Source organism: Vibrio coralliilyticus, assembly GCF_024449095.1.
GTDB lineage: Bacteria > Pseudomonadota > Gammaproteobacteria > Enterobacterales > Vibrionaceae > Vibrio > Vibrio coralliilyticus_A.
Genome location: NZ_CP024627.1, coordinates 2930550 through 2949303 on the forward strand (window position 1 = coordinate 2930550; position 18754 = coordinate 2949303).

Consider the following 18754-nt stretch of genomic DNA (forward strand, 5'->3'; position numbering starts at 1 on the left):
CTTATGCAGCAACAGAGTCGAACCGTCCTCATTCAAAACCGATTAGGCCTTCATGCTCGTGCTGCCGTTAAACTTGTCGAACTTGCCCAATCTTTCGATGCCATTCTTACCATTCAAAACCATGAAGGCAAAGAAGCCACCGCTGACAGTGTCATGGGGTTGTTAATGCTGGAATCAGCTCAAGGCGAACACGTTACTATCAGTGCAGAAGGCAATGATGCAAGCCCTGCCCTTGAAGCAGTCTGTCATTTAATTGAAGCTAAATTCGAAGAAGCGGAATAATTTTCCTCCTATATAAGAAAAATCACTACCTTCACATTAACTTATTAAATAAACACTAAAATTAAGTTACTATTCGACGCATTGTAAGTAAATAGAGTCAGGGGGAACACATGGCAGAGCAAATAGAATTTGACCAAGCTCACCAAGCCCTCCAAGAAGTGACAGAAGCTCTAGAAAATGGTCGCTTTGTGCATGTCCGTCGCCAACTACAGGACATGGAACCGGAAGATATAGCCCATCTATTAGAAGCCTCACCACGAAAAAGCCGCGAAGTGCTTTGGCAGCTCACTGATCCAGAAGATTATGGTGAAATTCTCGACGAGCTGAATGAAGACGTTAAAGATGCGTTGGTTTCCAAAATGGAGCCAGAGATGCTGGCTGAAGCAACCGAAGGTATGGACACCGATGACGTTGCCTACGTACTTCGAAGCCTTCCTGATGATGTATCGAGAGAAGTCCTTGCTCAGATGGACAGCGCAGAGCGTCTACGAGTGGAGACTGCTCTTTCTTATCCTGAAGATACAGCTGGTGGATTGATGAATACCGACGTCATCACCATACGTGGTGACGTTGATGTCGATGTCGTTTTACGCTATCTGCGCATGAAAGGGGAGCTTCCTGAAGCAACCGATGCTCTGTACGTTATCGATGAGGATAATCAGCTTATTGGTCAACTTCCAATTACCACCTTGATTACCACTCAACCTGATATCAAAGTCAGTGAAGTTATGGGAGATGCCGACGAAGCAATTGAAGTGACGATGAGTGACTCAGATATTGCCAGCCTATTTGAGCGTCGTAATTGGGTTTCCGCTCCGGTTATTGATGAAAACCAGCACCTGGTCGGCCGTATTACCATCGATGATGTTGTAGATGTAATCCGTGAAGATGCAGAGCACTCTATGATGAGTATGGCGGGTATGGATGATGACGAGGATACCTTCGCACCAGTCGTAAAGTCTGCGCGTAAACGGAGTATCTGGCTGGGAGCGAATGTCTTAGCGGCACTTGCTGCGGCATCCGTATCTAATATGTTTGAAGCCACACTCGATCAAATGGCTGCTATTGCCGTTTTGATGACCATCGTTCCTTCTATGGGCGGTGTGGCAGGTAACCAAACCGTTGCTTTGGTCATCCGTGGCTTAGCTTTAGGCCATATTGGTGATTCCAACAAACGTGAGCTACTCATGAAGGAAGCAGCCATAGGCCTGTTAAATGGCATTATGTGGGCATTGATCATTGGTGGAATAGTCGTCGCATGGAAAGGTAACTGGATGCTCGGTGGGATCATTTCCGCAGCGATGCTAACCAACCTGTTAGTTGCTGGCATAGCTGGGGTGACCATCCCGATTCTACTCAAGAAAATGAACATTGACCCAGCCTTGGCTGGAGGCATGGCATTAACCACTGTCACCGATGTTATTGGTCTCTCAGTGTTCCTCGGTCTTGCAACCATCATGATCTAACCGGTCAACCAGTTCCTTCCAAAAAAAAGCACAGCCAGGCTGTGCTTTTTGGATCCAATATGCTGATGCTAGTTAATGTTTGGACCTAACCACTTCTCAGCTTCTAACATATCCCAACCTTTACGATCAGCGTAGCTTTCTACTTGATCCTGCTGGATCTGTGCGATCGCAAAATAACGTGAATCGGGATGCGAGAAGTACCACCCTGAAACTGATGCTCCTGGCCACATCGCATAGCTGCTAGTCAGTGACATATCTATGGTTTCTTCTACTTTGAGCAACTCCCATAGAGAGCCTTTCTCAGTATGCTCTGGACATGCCGGATAGCCCGGGGCAGGACGAATACCCTGATATTTTTCACGAATCAGATCATCGTTAGAAAGATCTTCATCCGCGGAATAGCCCCAAATTTCCTTACGCACTTTTTCATGCAGGTATTCAGCAAAAGCCTCAGCCAAGCGATCCGCCACAGCTTGAATCATAATCGCGTTGTAATCATCTCCCGCTGCTTTGTATTCATCAGCGAGTTCACGTTCTCCAATACCACCGGTTACCGCGAATGCGCCAATCCAGTCTTTCTTACCTGAAGATTTGGGTGCGATGTAATCAGAGAGACAGTAATTATAGCCTTTAGGCTTCTCTGTCTGCTGGCGAAGGTTATGCAGGACTTTCACTACTTCCGTACGTGATTCGTCGTGGTACACTTCAATGTCATCACCAACACTAGCAGCAGGGAAGAGTGCACACATACCACGAGCTTTCAACAGCCCCTCTTTCTCAACTCTATCCAATAAAGCGTTGGCATCAGCAAACAACTGCTTCGCTTCTTCCCCTACCTCCTCGTGCTCAAGAATGGCTGGGTACTTACCCACTAAAGACCAAGTCATAAAGAATGGCGTCCAGTCGATGTATTCACGTAATGTTGCTATATCAAAATCATCAAATACATGCACACCTGGTTTAGCTGGGGCTGGAGGGGTATAGTTTTCCCAGTCAATCGCCACCTTATTATCTCTCGCCTGTTCCAGAGTAATGGGCTTAGTGCGAGGTTTCTTACGGTTGTGCTGATCGCGAACGCGTACGTAATCCGCGTCTAGCTTCTCGACAAAAGCGGGACGTAGTTCATCAGAAAGAAGTGAGGTACACACACCAACGGCTCTGGAAGCATTATTTACATACACCACTGGGTGTTGGTAGTTTTGCTCAATCTTAACCGCAGTGTGAGCTTTCGATGTTGTCGCACCACCAATTAGAAGTGGCAAGTCGAAATCAAGACGTTCCATTTCCTTAGCCACATGAACCATTTCATCCAGTGATGGTGTGATAAGTCCAGACAAACCGATGATATCGACATTTTCTTCTTTAGCGACTTTAAGGATCTTTTCACACGGCACCATCACGCCAAGATCGATGATTTCGTAGTTATTACACTGCAAAACGACCCCGACAATGTTCTTACCAATATCGTGAACATCCCCTTTCACTGTTGCCAGTAGGATCTTACCGTTTGAAGAACCCGCTTGTTTTTCCTTGTTAATGAACGGCTCTAAATGCGCTACAGCCTGCTTCATTACACGTGCCGATTTCACCACCTGAGGAAGGAACATTTTGCCTTCACCGAAGAGATCTCCAACCACATTCATTCCATCCATCAAAGGCCCTTCGATAACTTCAAGTGGCTTGGATGCATTAAGACGGGCTTCTTCCGTATCTTCAACGATGAACTCGGTGATGCCTTTGACTAAAGCATGTTCTAGGCGTTTTTCGACTGGCCATGTCCGCCACTCAAGTGCTGAAGCATCTTCTTCCTTCCCTACCCCTTTATCTGCGTATTCGGCAGCAATATCAAGCAGTCGCTCTGTCGCGTCATCACGGCGGTTGAGAACAACATCTTCCACAGCTTCACGTAGTTTTTCAGGTACGTTGTCGTAAATTTCTAGCTGACCCGCATTCACAATTCCCATATCCATACCGTTTTTGAAACAGTGGTAAAGGAAAACAGCATGGATCGCTTCACGAACGTAGTTGTTACCGCGGAAAGAGAAAGAAACGTTAGACACACCACCGGAGATCATTGCATGTGGCAAATCACGTTTTATATCGGCAACTGCCTCAATAAAGTCAACCGCATAGTTATTGTGCTCTTCTATACCTGTTGCTACAGCAAAGATATTTGGGTCAAAGATAATATCTTCAGGAGGGAAACCGACTTCATCTACCAAGATACGATAGGCATTGGTACAGATTTCAAGCTTGCGTTCACGTGTTTCTGCTTGTCCGACTTCATCGAATGCCATAACAATAACAGCAGCACCATAGCGGCGGATTAGCTTAGCTTGTTCGACAAACTTCTCTTTGCCTTCTTTGAGCGAGATAGAGTTAACAATGCCTTTACCCTGAATGCATTTCAGTCCGGCTTCAATCACTTCCCATTTTGAGGAATCAACCATAATGGGAACTTTGGAAATTTCTGGCTCAGACGCACACAAATTGAGGAAGCGTACCATGCATGCCTCGGCATCCAACATGCCCTCATCCATATTGATATCGATAATCTGAGCGCCGTTCTCAACTTGCTGGCGAGCCACTTCAAGCGCTTCATCATAGAGTTCTTCTTTGATCAGACGTTTAAAGCGGGCAGAACCTGTTACATTAGTACGTTCACCCACATTGACGAACAGTGTTTCTTTTTCAATTGACAGAGGCTCAAGGCCTGATAAGCGACAAGCTACGTGAAGATCGGGGAGTGCACGAGGCGTCACGCCTTCGACAGCTTGAGCCATCTGGCGGATATGCTCAGGAGTCGTGCCGCAACAACCACCGATTAAGTTGAGGAAACCACTCTCAGCCCACTCTTTTACATGTACGGCCATATCTTCGGGCGAAAGGTCATATTCACCAAATGCATTTGGCAGACCCGCATTGGGGTGTGCTGAGACGAAACTCTCAGAGATGCGTGACATTTCTTCTACGTACGGCCGAAGCTCATCTGGGCCTAAAGCACAGTTAAGTCCAAAAGACAGTGGCTGAACATGACGTAAAGAATTGTAAAACGCTTCTGTCGTTTGGCCAGAAAGCGTTCGTCCTGAGGCATCAGTGATGGTTCCCGAAATCATGATAGGAAGCTTAACACCCAGCTCTTCGAAAACACTGTCGACAGCAAAGGCACAGGCCTTGGCATTCAGCGTATCAAAAATAGTTTCAATAAGAATGAGGTCTGAGCCACCTTTAATTAAGGCGCGCGTCGATTCGGAATACGCCTTAACTAATTCATCAAACGTAACGTTGCGATAGCCTGGATCGTTCACATCTGGGGAAATCGAACATGTACGGTTAGTTGGGCCAAGAACACCCGCCACATAGCGTGGTCTATCTGGTGTTTTTAACGTCCACTCGTCTGCCACTTCGCGAGCTAGCCTCGCGGCTTCAAAGTTGATTTCTTCACTCAGGCTTTCCATATCATAGTCAGCCATTGCGATGGTCGTTGCGTTAAACGTGTTGGTCTCAAGGATATCTGCGCCAGCTTCTAAGTACTCAGCATGAATATCTTTAATCAATTTGGGCTGTGTCAGAACCAGAAGGTCATTATTGCCTTTAAGGTCACAATGCCAATCAGCGAAACGCTCACCTCGGTAGTCTGGCTCTTCAAGTTTGTAGCCCTGGATCATGGTGCCCATACCACCATCAATTAATAGGATACGCTTTCTTAATTGAGCTTCGATCTGTTGCCTTACGTTACTTCCCACAGTACAGCCTCATTCCTTTCATTATCTTTCCATCCTATCACACATAAAAGAGGAGTCTAGACGTCTAAAAGAGTAAATTAATCACCTCGACATGACAAAAAAGTGTTTGCTATTTAATCATGTCGAGATGAAAATTCTCATTCATAATTTGTTACATGCTGAGAACCCAATGTCGGTCTACTACACTCTCTGTTTTCTATCTGCAGCAGCAATGCTAATTGCTTTTGTAAACAGCAAGATAGGTAAAATGCAAACCACTATTGCCATTACTGCAGGTTCAATGGTGTTATCTCTTGTTATCCTTATTGCTGGCCAAAACAACTGGTTCCATCTAACAGAAATTGCTTCGAAGACCATGTCTAGCATTAACTTCGAAGATTTTTTGCTGAAAGGGATCTTAGGCTTTCTACTATTTGCAGGTGGTTTGGGAATTAAGCTTCCTCATCTCAAGGACCAAAAATGGGAGATTACCGTCCTCGCACTTGGTGCAACTCTCTTCTCTACCTTTTTCATCGGCTTTGTTCTATATGGATTCTGTCAGTTTATCGGGGTGCAGTTTGATTTAGTTTATTGTCTGCTATTTGGCGCCCTAATCTCCCCAACCGACCCAATCGCTGTTTTGGCTATTGTTAAGAAGCTCGATGCACCAGAGAGAATTTCAACTCAGATAGAAGGGGAATCTCTATTTAACGATGGTTTTGGCTTAGTCATATTTGTCACTTTGTTCACTATCGCCTTTGGCACGGAAACGCCAACCTTAGGTAGCGTCACTATGTTATTTGCTCAAGAAGCCATCGGTGGTATCGTCTACGGATTTGCTCTGGGACTGCTGTTTCACTACCTTATCAGCGCAACCGATGATCACTCGATGGAGCTGTTGCTTACTATTGGCATTCCAACCGCAGGGTACGCATTTGCAGAGGTATTGCATGTTTCAGGCCCATTAGCCATGGTGGTATCAGGCATTATGATCGGTAACTGGACCAGATTTATTGGATTCTCTAAAGAAAGTGAAGATCATCTCGATCACTTCTGGGAACTAGTGGATGAGTTTCTCAATGGCGTTCTATTCTTGCTCATCGGTATGTCGATGCTGCTGTTCGAATTTCATAAAGAAGACTGGATTTTAATGGCCTTCTCTATACCACTCGTTTTAGCAGCACGATACCTCAGCGTCTTTTGTTCTTACCTAGGGTTCAAAAGACATCGTAAATACAACCCTTGGTCAGTGAAAATATTAACTTGGGGAGGCTTGCGAGGTGGTCTTGCACTGGCAATGGCACTGTCAATTCCATCGGGTATCTGGGTTATTCAAGACAAGCTGATTGATGTAAAAGAAATCATCCTAGTCATGACTTATTCTGTCGTAGTATTCTCGATCCTCGTTCAAGGTTCGACCATTACTCCTATGATAGAAAAAGCTAAACAGGCAGAAAAAGAAATTCAGCCTGAACCAAAAGCAGCTGAGTCATCCGATACAGAGTAATCTAATCCCATTAATCATTTCAAAGCCGCTCTCTATGAGCGGCTTTTTGTTATTCGTTACAAACAACGAGCACTTGGAGATGGTCACTTGTTCATCTTCAAGACCGAGAATCAAAAGAATGGCAAAGTGTTATCTCTTAGATTTTCTGGTTAATGATCATACGTTCAAGATAGTCATCAACAGGCCAATCTCTACGTAAACATTCTCCAAAGACGCTAGCAACCCAATAACAAAGCCAAGTCAGGTATGCTTTTCTGTGTAGGTAGAGGGGCTATTTATAGAGAGTTGGCTTCGAACATTCTGAATGGTGGTTGGCCGAAAAACATGTAACTCAACACACAAAAAAGACCTCAGCATTTCTGCTAAGGTCTGGAATAGAGCTACTGGACTTGCAGTAAAGTGCGGCTCTTTGGTCATAGACCAAAAATAATACCGCAAATACGAAAAAGCCCTAACATTTCTGTTAGGGCTTTTTCTGAATAAATGGCGGAGCGGACGGGACTCGAACCCGCGACCCCCGGCGTGACAGGCCGGTATTCTAACCAACTGAACTACCGCTCCGCACTGGTTAGACTCTAAGTCTAAATTTAAAGCCTGGCGATGTCCTACTCTCACATGGGGAAACCCCACACTACCATCGGCGCTATTGCGTTTCACTTCTGAGTTCGGCATGGAGTCAGGTGGGTCCACAATGCTATGGTCGCCAAGCAAATTCTTTATCAATTTGCTCGCAAATTCAAACGCACTTTAGTGCGGCCCTTTAGGGTGAGATTTGCTTGCAAATCGAATAATTCGGAAAGCTGTTTTTAAGTTCTGTATTTACACATTCAATCTGTTCTTGCTTTGAGTCCATCAAAACCCTTTGGGTGTTGTATGGTTAAGCCTCACGGGCAATTAGTACAGGTTAGCTCAACGCCTCACAACGCTTACACACCCTGCCTATCAACGTTCTAGTCTCGAACAACCCTTTAGGACCCTCAAGGGGTCAGGGAAGACTCATCTCAGGGCTCGCTTCCCGCTTAGATGCTTTCAGCGGTTATCGATTCCGAACTTAGCTACCGGGCAATGCCATTGGCATGACAACCCGAACACCAGAGGTTCGTCCACTCCGGTCCTCTCGTACTAGGAGCAGCCCCCTTCAATCTTCCAACGCCCACGGCAGATAGGGACCGAACTGTCTCACGACGTTCTAAACCCAGCTCGCGTACCACTTTAAATGGCGAACAGCCATACCCTTGGGACCGACTTCAGCCCCAGGATGTGATGAGCCGACATCGAGGTGCCAAACACCGCCGTCGATATGAACTCTTGGGCGGTATCAGCCTGTTATCCCCGGAGTACCTTTTATCCGTTGAGCGATGGCCCTTCCATACAGAACCACCGGATCACTATGACCTGCTTTCGCACCTGCTCGAATTGTCATTCTCGCAGTCAAGCGGGCTTATGCCATTGCACTAACCTCACGATGTCCAACCGTGATTAGCCCACCTTCGTGCTCCTCCGTTACTCTTTGGGAGGAGACCGCCCCAGTCAAACTACCCACCAGGCACTGTCCTCAACCCGGATAACGGGTCTAAGTTAGAACATCAACACTACAAGGGTGGTATTTCAAGGACGGCTCCACCGATACTGGCGTACCGGTTTCAAAGCCTCCCACCTATCCTACACATGTAGGGTCAATGTTCAGTGCCAAGCTGTAGTAAAGGTTCACGGGGTCTTTCCGTCTAGCCGCGGGTACACTGCATCTTCACAGCGATTTCAATTTCACTGAGTCTCGGGTGGAGACAGCGTGGCCATCATTACGCCATTCGTGCAGGTCGGAACTTACCCGACAAGGAATTTCGCTACCTTAGGACCGTTATAGTTACGGCCGCCGTTTACCGGGGCTTCGATCAAGAGCTTCGACTTACGTCTAACCCCATCAATTAACCTTCCGGCACCGGGCAGGCGTCACACCGTATACGTCATCTTACGATTTTGCACAGTGCTGTGTTTTTAATAAACAGTTGCAGCCACCTGGTATCTGCGACTCTCAATAGCTCCATCCGCAAGGGACTTCACCGTCAAGAGCGTACCTTCTCCCGAAGTTACGGTACCATTTTGCCTAGTTCCTTCACCCGAGTTCTCTCAAGCGCCTTGGTATTCTCTACCCGACCACCTGTGTCGGTTTGGGGTACGATTCCTTACAATCTGAAGCTTAGAGGCTTTTCCTGGAAGCATGGCATCAATGACTTCACATCCGTAGATGCTCGACATCGTGTCTCAGCCTTAAAGAGAGCCGGATTTACCTAACTCTCAAGCCTACGCACTTGAACCTGGACAACCGTCGCCAGGCCCACCTAGCCTTCTCCGTCCCCCCATCGCAATTGTAAGAAGTACGGGAATATTAACCCGTTTCCCATCGACTACGCCTTTCGGCCTCGCCTTAGGGGTCGACTTACCCTGCCCCGATTAACGTTGGACAGGAACCCTTGGTCTTCCGGCGTGGAGGTTTTTCACCCCCATTATCGTTACTCATGTCAGCATTCGCACTTCTGATACCTCCAGCAAGCTTTACAACTCACCTTCAACGGCTTACAGAACGCTCCCCTACCCAATACATAAAATGCATTGCCGCAGCTTCGGTTTACAGCTTAGCCCCGTTACATCTTCCGCGCAGGCCGACTCGACTAGTGAGCTATTACGCTTTCTTTAAATGATGGCTGCTTCTAAGCCAACATCCTAGCTGTCTAAGCCTTCCCACATCGTTTCCCACTTAGCTGTAATTTGGGACCTTAGCTGGCGGTCTGGGTTGTTTCCCTCTCCACGACGGACGTTAGCACCCGCCGTGTGTCTCCCGGATAGTACTTACTGGTATTCGGAGTTTGCAAAGGGTTGGTAAGTCGGGATGACCCCCTAGCCTTAACAGTGCTCTACCCCCAGTAGTATTCGTCCGAGGCTCTACCTAAATAGATTTCGGGGAGAACCAGCTATCTCCAGGTTTGATTGGCCTTTCACCCCTAGCCACAAGTCATCCGCTAATTTTTCAACATTAGTCGGTTCGGTCCTCCAGTTGATGTTACTCAACCTTCAACCTGCCCATGGCTAGATCACCTGGTTTCGGGTCTATATCCAGCAACTCGACGCCCAGTTAAGACTCGATTTCTCTACGGCTCCCCTAGATGGTTAACCTTGCTACTGAATATAAGTCGCTGACCCATTATACAAAAGGTACGCAGTCACACCACGAAGGTGCTCCTACTGCTTGTACGTACACGGTTTCAGGTTCTATTTCACTCCCCTCACAGGGGTTCTTTTCGCCTTTCCCTCACGGTACTGGTTCACTATCGGTCAGTCAGTAGTATTTAGCCTTGGAGGATGGTCCCCCCATATTCAGACAGGATATCACGTGTCCCGCCCTACTCGATTTCACCTAAAATGCGCTGTCGGTTACGGGGCTATCACCCTGTATCGCAGACCTTTCCAGAACTTTCACCTGACGCATTATAGGCTTAAGGGCTAGTCCAATTTCGCTCGCCGCTACTTTCGGAATCTCGGTTGATTTCTTTTCCTCGGGGTACTTAGATGTTTCAGTTCCCCCGGTTCGCCTCATTACCCTATGTATTCAGATAATGATAACTGCTTATGCAGTTGGGTTTCCCCATTCGGAAATCCCAGACTCAAATGACTTTTACTGTCTAATCTGGGCTTATCGCAAGTTAATACGTCCTTCATCGCCTCTGACTGCCAAGGCATCCACCGTGTACGCTTAGTCACTTAACCATACAACCCCAAAGGGTCTTTGTTAAACAACCAAAGTTGTCTGCCATTATTTAAACATGATGCAGACTCGATTTTGCCGGACTCAAATTTCCAAGAACACTTGAATGTGTGTTGGTACCTAAATCATAAAGATTTAGGATTTGAGAACTTTTAATTGAATAACAACGCATCTCATAGAGATGGGGATTGTTGTTATTCGTCAGCTTTCCAAATTGTTAAAGAGCATGTTTCTTCACAAGGAAGTTACATTTTCTAAAGACTTTCAGCGGCAAAAATCCAACCACGTACGTATTACTGAAGTGGTTTGGAAATCTGAATCCAAAAATACTTAGAGAATGGTGGGCGATACCGGGCTCGAACCAGTGACCCCCTGCTTGTAAGGCAGGTGCTCTCCCAACTGAGCTAATCGCCCACATAAGTTTTGATTCTTCGTGGATAAGAATGGTGGGTCGTGCAGGATTCGAACCTGCGACCAATTGATTAAAAGTCAACTGCTCTACCAACTGAGCTAACGACCCAATGGTATCCCGTAGGGGAGTCGAACCCCTGTTACCGCCGTGAAAGGGCGGTGTCCTAGGCCTCTAGACGAACGGGACACTAAGTTGAACATCTTGGGGGATGTTCGTTCTCTTAAACTACATAAACCATCAATCTGTGTGGACACTCATCGTGAGTAATCATCGTATAAGGAGGTGATCCAGCGCCAGGTTCCCCTAGCGCTACCTTGTTACGACTTCACCCCAGTCATGAACCACAAAGTGGTGAGCGTCCCCCCGAAGGTTAAACTACCCACTTCTTTTGCAGCCCACTCCCATGGTGTGACGGGCGGTGTGTACAAGGCCCGGGAACGTATTCACCGTAGCATTCTGATCTACGATTACTAGCGATTCCGACTTCATGGAGTCGAGTTGCAGACTCCAATCCGGACTACGACGCACTTTTTGGGATTCGCTCACTTTCGCAAGTTGGCCGCCCTCTGTATGCGCCATTGTAGCACGTGTGTAGCCCTACTCGTAAGGGCCATGATGACTTGACGTCGTCCCCACCTTCCTCCGGTTTATCACCGGCAGTCTCCCTGGAGTTCCCACCCGAAGTGCTGGCAAACAAGGATAAGGGTTGCGCTCGTTGCGGGACTTAACCCAACATTTCACAACACGAGCTGACGACAGCCATGCAGCACCTGTCTCAGAGTTCCCGAAGGCACCAATCCATCTCTGGAAAGTTCTCTGGATGTCAAGAGTAGGTAAGGTTCTTCGCGTTGCATCGAATTAAACCACATGCTCCACCGCTTGTGCGGGCCCCCGTCAATTCATTTGAGTTTTAATCTTGCGACCGTACTCCCCAGGCGGTCTACTTAACGCGTTAGCTCCGAAAGCCACGGCTCAAGGCCACAACCTCCAAGTAGACATCGTTTACGGCGTGGACTACCAGGGTATCTAATCCTGTTTGCTCCCCACGCTTTCGCATCTGAGTGTCAGTATCTGTCCAGGGGGCCGCCTTCGCCACCGGTATTCCTTCAGATCTCTACGCATTTCACCGCTACACCTGAAATTCTACCCCCCTCTACAGTACTCTAGTCTGCCAGTTTCAAATGCTATTCCGAGGTTGAGCCCCGGGCTTTCACATCTGACTTAACAAACCACCTGCATGCGCTTTACGCCCAGTAATTCCGATTAACGCTCGCACCCTCCGTATTACCGCGGCTGCTGGCACGGAGTTAGCCGGTGCTTCTTCTGCAGCTAACGTCAAATGATAGTGCTATTAACACTACCACCTTCCTCACTGCTGAAAGTACTTTACAACCCGAAGGCCTTCTTCATACACGCGGCATGGCTGCATCAGGCTTGCGCCCATTGTGCAATATTCCCCACTGCTGCCTCCCGTAGGAGTCTGGACCGTGTCTCAGTTCCAGTGTGGCTGATCATCCTCTCAGACCAGCTAGGGATCGTCGCCTTGGTGAGCCATTACCTCACCAACTAGCTAATCCCACCTGGGCATATCCTGACGCGAGAGGCCCGAAGGTCCCCCTCTTTGAGCCGAAGCTATTATGCGGTATTAGCCATCGTTTCCAATGGTTATCCCCCACATCAGGGCAATTTCCCAGGCATTACTCACCCGTCCGCCGCTCGACGCCGTTAACGTTCCCCGAAGGTTCAGTTAACTCGTTTCCGCTCGACTTGCATGTGTTAGGCCTGCCGCCAGCGTTCAATCTGAGCCATGATCAAACTCTTCAATTTAAGATTTTGTCGGCTCAATGAATACTGAACATTACATAAAGTAATGTTTGAATTGACTGTGCTGAATCCGAAGATTCAATGGTCACTTCGTATCATTGAAACCTAATTTGAAACCGAAGTTTCTAATTGGATTATCATCAACGAGTGCCCACACAGATTGATAGGTTTATATTGTTAAAGAGCTGTGCTTTCAGTGCCTTAGCACCTAAGCAGGACGCGTATAATACGCGACTGACTGTTGAAGTCAACATAAAACTCTAAACTTTTTTAGAATCTTATGGTGACTTGCTTAGTAAATAAGCAAAGTCGAAATTAAAGCCTGGCGATGTCCTACTCTCACATGGGGAAGCCCCACACTACCATCGGCGCTATTGCGTTTCACTTCTGAGTTCGGCATGGAGTCAGGTGGGTCCACAACGCTATAGTCGCCAAGCAAATTCTTTAATCTGGAAAGCTGTTTTTAAGTTCTGTATTTACACATTCAATCTGTTCTTGCTTTGAGTCCATCAAAACCCTTTGGGTGTTGTATGGTTAAGCCTCACGGGCAATTAGTACAGGTTAGCTCAACGCCTCACAACGCTTACACACCCTGCCTATCAACGTTCTAGTCTCGAACAACCCTTTAGGACCCTCAAGGGGTCAGGGAAGACTCATCTCAGGGCTCGCTTCCCGCTTAGATGCTTTCAGCGGTTATCGATTCCGAACTTAGCTACCGGGCAATGCCATTGGCATGACAACCCGAACACCAGAGGTTCGTCCACTCCGGTCCTCTCGTACTAGGAGCAGCCCCCTTCAATCTTCCAACGCCCACGGCAGATAGGGACCGAACTGTCTCACGACGTTCTAAACCCAGCTCGCGTACCACTTTAAATGGCGAACAGCCATACCCTTGGGACCGACTTCAGCCCCAGGATGTGATGAGCCGACATCGAGGTGCCAAACACCGCCGTCGATATGAACTCTTGGGCGGTATCAGCCTGTTATCCCCGGAGTACCTTTTATCCGTTGAGCGATGGCCCTTCCATACAGAACCACCGGATCACTATGACCTGCTTTCGCACCTGCTCGAATTGTCATTCTCGCAGTCAAGCGGGCTTATGCCATTGCACTAACCTCACGATGTCCAACCGTGATTAGCCCACCTTCGTGCTCCTCCGTTACTCTTTGGGAGGAGACCGCCCCAGTCAAACTACCCACCAGGCACTGTCCTCAACCCGGATAACGGGTCTAAGTTAGAACATCAACACTACAAGGGTGGTATTTCAAGGACGGCTCCACCGATACTGGCGTACCGGTTTCAAAGCCTCCCACCTATCCTACACATGTAGGGTCAATGTTCAGTGCCAAGCTGTAGTAAAGGTTCACGGGGTCTTTCCGTCTAGCCGCGGGTACACTGCATCTTCACAGCGATTTCAATTTCACTGAGTCTCGGGTGGAGACAGCGTGGCCATCATTACGCCATTCGTGCAGGTCGGAACTTACCCGACAAGGAATTTCGCTACCTTAGGACCGTTATAGTTACGGCCGCCGTTTACCGGGGCTTCGATCAAGAGCTTCGACTTACGTCTAACCCCATCAATTAACCTTCCGGCACCGGGCAGGCGTCACACCGTATACGTCATCTTACGATTTTGCACAGTGCTGTGTTTTTAATAAACAGTTGCAGCCACCTGGTATCTGCGACTCTCAATAGCTCCATCCGCAAGGGACTTCACCGTCAAGAGCGTACCTTCTCCCGAAGTTACGGTACCATTTTGCCTAGTTCCTTCACCCGAGTTCTCTCAAGCGCCTTGGTATTCTCTACCCGACCACCTGTGTCGGTTTGGGGTACGATTCCTTACAATCTGAAGCTTAGAGGCTTTTCCTGGAAGCATGGCATCAATGACTTCACATCCGTAGATGCTCGACATCGTGTCTCAGCCTTAAAGAGAGCCGGATTTACCTAACTCTCAAGCCTACGCACTTGAACCTGGACAACCGTCGCCAGGCCCACCTAGCCTTCTCCGTCCCCCCATCGCAATTGTAAGAAGTACGGGAATATTAACCCGTTTCCCATCGACTACGCCTTTCGGCCTCGCCTTAGGGGTCGACTTACCCTGCCCCGATTAACGTTGGACAGGAACCCTTGGTCTTCCGGCGTGGAGGTTTTTCACCCCCATTATCGTTACTCATGTCAGCATTCGCACTTCTGATACCTCCAGCAAGCTTTACAACTCACCTTCAACGGCTTACAGAACGCTCCCCTACCCAATACATAAAATGCATTGCCGCAGCTTCGGTTTACAGCTTAGCCCCGTTACATCTTCCGCGCAGGCCGACTCGACTAGTGAGCTATTACGCTTTCTTTAAATGATGGCTGCTTCTAAGCCAACATCCTAGCTGTCTAAGCCTTCCCACATCGTTTCCCACTTAGCTGTAATTTGGGACCTTAGCTGGCGGTCTGGGTTGTTTCCCTCTCCACGACGGACGTTAGCACCCGCCGTGTGTCTCCCGGATAGTACTTACTGGTATTCGGAGTTTGCAAAGGGTTGGTAAGTCGGGATGACCCCCTAGCCTTAACAGTGCTCTACCCCCAGTAGTATTCGTCCGAGGCTCTACCTAAATAGATTTCGGGGAGAACCAGCTATCTCCAGGTTTGATTGGCCTTTCACCCCTAGCCACAAGTCATCCGCTAATTTTTCAACATTAGTCGGTTCGGTCCTCCAGTTGATGTTACTCAACCTTCAACCTGCCCATGGCTAGATCACCTGGTTTCGGGTCTATATCCAGCAACTCGACGCCCAGTTAAGACTCGATTTCTCTACGGCTCCCCTAGATGGTTAACCTTGCTACTGAATATAAGTCGCTGACCCATTATACAAAAGGTACGCAGTCACACCACGAAGGTGCTCCTACTGCTTGTACGTACACGGTTTCAGGTTCTATTTCACTCCCCTCACAGGGGTTCTTTTCGCCTTTCCCTCACGGTACTGGTTCACTATCGGTCAGTCAGTAGTATTTAGCCTTGGAGGATGGTCCCCCCATATTCAGACAGGATATCACGTGTCCCGCCCTACTCGATTTCACTGATGATGAGATGTCGGTTACGGGGCTATCACCCTGTATCGCGGCACTTTCCAGAGCCTTCACCTGTCTCATTAAAAGCTTAAGGGCTAGTCCAATTTCGCTCGCCGCTACTTTCGGAATCTCGGTTGATTTCTTTTCCTCGGGGTACTTAGATGTTTCAGTTCCCCCGGTTCGCCCTGTTAACCTATGTATTCAGTTAACAGTAACTGCTTATGCAGTTGGGTTTCCCCATTCGGAAATCCCAGACTCAAATGACTTTTACTGCCTAATCTGGGCTTATCGCAAGTTAATACGTCCTTCATCGCCTCTGACTGCCAAGGCATCCACCGTGTACGCTTAGTCACTTAACCATACAACCCCAAAGGGTCTTTGTTAAACAACCAAAGTTGTCTGCAATTATTTAAACATGATGCAGACTCGATTTTGCCGGACTCAAATTTCCAAGAACACTTGAATGTGTGTTGGTACCTAAATCATAAAGATTTAGGATTTGAGAACTTTTCAATGAATAACAACGCATCTCATAGAGATGGGGATTGTTGTTATTCGTCAGCTTTCCAAATTGTTAAAGAGCTAGATTCATAAATGAACCATTTTTAAAGATTCTTTTTCAAGAACACTTAAAGATGGTGGAGCTAAGCAGGATCGAACTGCTGACCTCCTGCGTGCAAGGCAGGCGCTCTCCCAGCTGAGCTATAGCCCCATCAAGGTGTCGATACTGTTGCCAATCTCCTGGGAGGAAGATTGGTGGGTCTGAGTGGACTTGAACCACCGACCTCTCGCTTATCAGGCGAACGCTCTAACCACCTGAGCTACAGACCCAGTATCGTCTCTTAAACTGTATAAACCATCAATCTGTGTGGACACTCATCGTGAGTAATCATCGTATAAGGAGGTGATCCAGCGCCAGGTTCCCCTAGCGCTACCTTGTTACGACTTCACCCCAGTCATGAACCACAAAGTGGTGAGCGTCCCCCCGAAGGTTAAACTACCCACTTCTTTTGCAGCCCACTCCCATGGTGTGACGGGCGGTGTGTACAAGGCCCGGGAACGTATTCACCGTAGCATTCTGATCTACGATTACTAGCGATTCCGACTTCATGGAGTCGAGTTGCAGACTCCAATCCGGACTACGACGCACTTTTTGGGATTCGCTCACTTTCGCAAGTTGGCCGCCCTCTGTATGCGCCATTGTAGCACGTGTGTAGCCCTACTCGTAAGGGCCATGATGACTTGACGTCGTCCCCACCTTCCTCCGGTTTATCACCGGCAGTCTCCCTGGAGTTCCCACCCGAAGTGCTGGCAAACAAGGATAAGGGTTGCGCTCGTTGCGGGACTTAACCCAACATTTCACAACACGAGCTGACGACAGCCATGCAGCACCTGTCTCAGAGTTCCCGAAGGCACCAAAGCATCTCTGCTAAGTTCTCTGGATGTCAAGAGTAGGTAAGGTTCTTCGCGTTGCATCGAATTAAACCACATGCTCCACCGCTTGTGCGGGCCCCCGTCAATTCATTTGAGTTTTAATCTTGCGACCGTACTCCCCAGGCGGTCTACTTAACGCGTTAGCTCCGAAAGCCACGGCTCAAGGCCACAACCTCCAAGTAGACATCGTTTACGGCGTGGACTACCAGGGTATCTAATCCTGTTTGCTCCCCACGCTTTCGCATCTGAGTGTCAGTATCTGTCCAGGGGGCCGCCTTCGCCACCGGTATTCCTTCAGATCTCTACGCATTTCACCGCTACACCTGAAATTCTACCCCCCTCTACAGTACTCTAGTCTGCCAGTTTCAAATGCTATTCCGAGGTTGAGCCCCGGGCTTTCACATCTGACTTAACAAACCACCTGCATGCGCTTTACGCCCAGTAATTCCGATTAACGCTCGCACCCTCCGTATTACCGCGGCTGCTGGCACGGAGTTAGCCGGTGCTTCTTCTGCAGCTAACGTCAAATGATAGTGCTATTAACACTACCACCTTCCTCACTGCTGAAAGTACTTTACAACCCGAAGGCCTTCTTCATACACGCGGCATGGCTGCATCAGGCTTGCGCCCATTGTGCAATATTCCCCACTGCTGCCTCCCGTAGGAGTCTGGACCGTGTCTCAGTTCCAGTGTGGCTGATCATCCTCTCAGACCAGCTAGGGATCGTCGCCTTGGTGAGCCATTACCTCACCAACTAGCTAATCCCACCTGGGCATATCCTGACGCGAGAGGCCCGAAGGTCCCCCTCTTTGAGCCGAAGCTATTATGCGGTATTAGCCATCGTTTCCAATGGTTATCCCCCACATCAGGGCAATTTCCCAGGCATTACTCACCCGTCCGCCGCTCGACGCCGTTATCGTTCCCCGAAGGTTCAGATAACTCGTTTCCGCTCGACTTGCATGTGTTAGGCCTGCCGCCAGCGTTCAATCTGAGCCATGATCAAACTCTTCAATTTAAGATTTTGTCGGCTCAATGAATACTGAACATTACATAAGTAATGTTTGAATTGACTGTGCTCTTATTGGTTTTCACTTTTGAAAAAGTAAAACAAAACAGCTCAAGGCTGCTTCCCAATTCGAATGGTCACTTCGTTTCATTGAAACCTAAATTGTTTCCGAAGAAACTATTTGGATTATCATCAACGAGTGCCCACACAGATTGATAGGTTTATATTGTTAAAGAGCTTCTCTTCACTGCGGCTCTCACCACTTCGGAAGAGGCGGC

Annotated in this window: 4 protein-coding genes, 6 tRNA genes and 6 rRNA genes; 3 read left to right on the plus strand and 13 right to left on the minus strand. The window is 48.1% G+C overall.

All coding sequences use genetic code 11. The features are described from left to right. Positions 1–3: 3 nt before the first annotated feature. Together CTT30_RS13790 and mgtE are read left to right on the plus strand one after the other, a co-directional pair. Positions 4–282, plus strand: a complete 279-nt coding sequence (locus CTT30_RS13790) for an HPr family phosphocarrier protein (protein ID WP_239838851.1) — start codon at positions 4–6, stop codon at positions 280–282. A 110-nt stretch (positions 283–392) separates the two neighbouring features. Next, on the plus strand, positions 393–1748 hold the full coding sequence (gene mgtE, locus CTT30_RS13795) for a magnesium transporter (protein WP_239876503.1): 1356 nt from the start codon (positions 393–395) through the stop codon (positions 1746–1748). A 68-nt stretch (positions 1749–1816) separates the two neighbouring features. Here the strand turns inward: mgtE and metH are convergent, their stop codons facing one another. After that, positions 1817–5494, minus strand: coding sequence for a methionine synthase (gene metH, locus CTT30_RS13800; RefSeq protein WP_252035431.1), 3678 nt, complete (start codon positions 5492–5494; stop codon positions 1817–1819). 127 nt (positions 5495–5621) lie between these two features. Between metH and CTT30_RS13805 the strand changes: the two genes are divergently transcribed. Continuing rightward, positions 5622–6980 carry a cation:proton antiporter gene (locus CTT30_RS13805; RefSeq protein WP_370689705.1) on the plus strand — a complete coding sequence of 453 codons (1359 nt, stop codon included), beginning with the start codon at positions 5622–5624 and terminating at the stop codon, positions 6978–6980. Between the two features lie 484 nt (positions 6981–7464). On the opposite strand, the gene CTT30_RS13810 is transcribed toward CTT30_RS13805, so the two are convergent. The 12 genes from CTT30_RS13810 to CTT30_RS13865 all read right to left on the minus strand — a co-directional run bounded on the left by CTT30_RS13810 (position 7465) and on the right by CTT30_RS13865 (position 18485). Then, positions 7465–7541, minus strand: a tRNA-Asp gene (locus tag CTT30_RS13810). A 31-nt stretch (positions 7542–7572) separates the two neighbouring features. After that, a 5S ribosomal RNA gene (gene rrf, locus CTT30_RS13815) occupies positions 7573–7688 on the minus strand. A gap of 165 nt (positions 7689–7853) precedes the next feature. After that, positions 7854–10742, minus strand: a 23S ribosomal RNA gene (locus CTT30_RS13820). Positions 10743–11078: 336 nt separating this feature from the next. Beyond that, positions 11079–11154: transfer RNA gene (locus CTT30_RS13825), tRNA-Val, on the minus strand. A gap of 30 nt (positions 11155–11184) precedes the next feature. Further along, positions 11185–11260: transfer RNA gene (locus tag CTT30_RS13830), tRNA-Lys, on the minus strand. Positions 11261–11262: 2 nt separating this feature from the next. Then, positions 11263–11338, minus strand: a tRNA-Glu gene (locus tag CTT30_RS13835). An 89-nt stretch (positions 11339–11427) separates the two neighbouring features. Continuing rightward, positions 11428–12979: ribosomal RNA gene (locus CTT30_RS13840) — 16S ribosomal RNA — on the minus strand. 317 nt (positions 12980–13296) lie between these two features. After that, positions 13297–13412: ribosomal RNA gene (gene rrf, locus CTT30_RS13845) — 5S ribosomal RNA — on the minus strand. 94 nt (positions 13413–13506) lie between these two features. Continuing rightward, positions 13507–16395, minus strand: a 23S ribosomal RNA gene (locus CTT30_RS13850). 277 nt (positions 16396–16672) lie between these two features. Continuing rightward, positions 16673–16748: transfer RNA gene (locus CTT30_RS13855), tRNA-Ala, on the minus strand. 42 nt (positions 16749–16790) lie between these two features. Beyond that, positions 16791–16867, minus strand: a tRNA-Ile gene (locus CTT30_RS13860). Between the two features lie 66 nt (positions 16868–16933). Next, positions 16934–18485: ribosomal RNA gene (locus CTT30_RS13865) — 16S ribosomal RNA — on the minus strand. Together the 16S, 23S and 5S rRNA genes with 6 tRNA genes alongside form the textbook arrangement of a ribosomal RNA operon. Between the last annotated feature and the right edge of the window lie 269 nt (positions 18486–18754).

Excerpts from the sequence above, each read along its gene's own strand:
- mgtE (WP_239876503.1), top strand. The coding sequence starts at position 393 with ATGGCAGAGCAAATAGAATTTGACCAAGCTCACCAAGCCCTCCAAGAA.
- CTT30_RS13790 (WP_239838851.1), top strand. The coding sequence starts at position 4 with ATGCAGCAACAGAGTCGAACCGTCCTCATTCAAAACCGATTAGGCCTT.
- CTT30_RS13805 (WP_370689705.1), top strand. The coding sequence starts at position 5,622 with ATGAAAATTCTCATTCATAATTTGTTACATGCTGAGAACCCAATGTCG.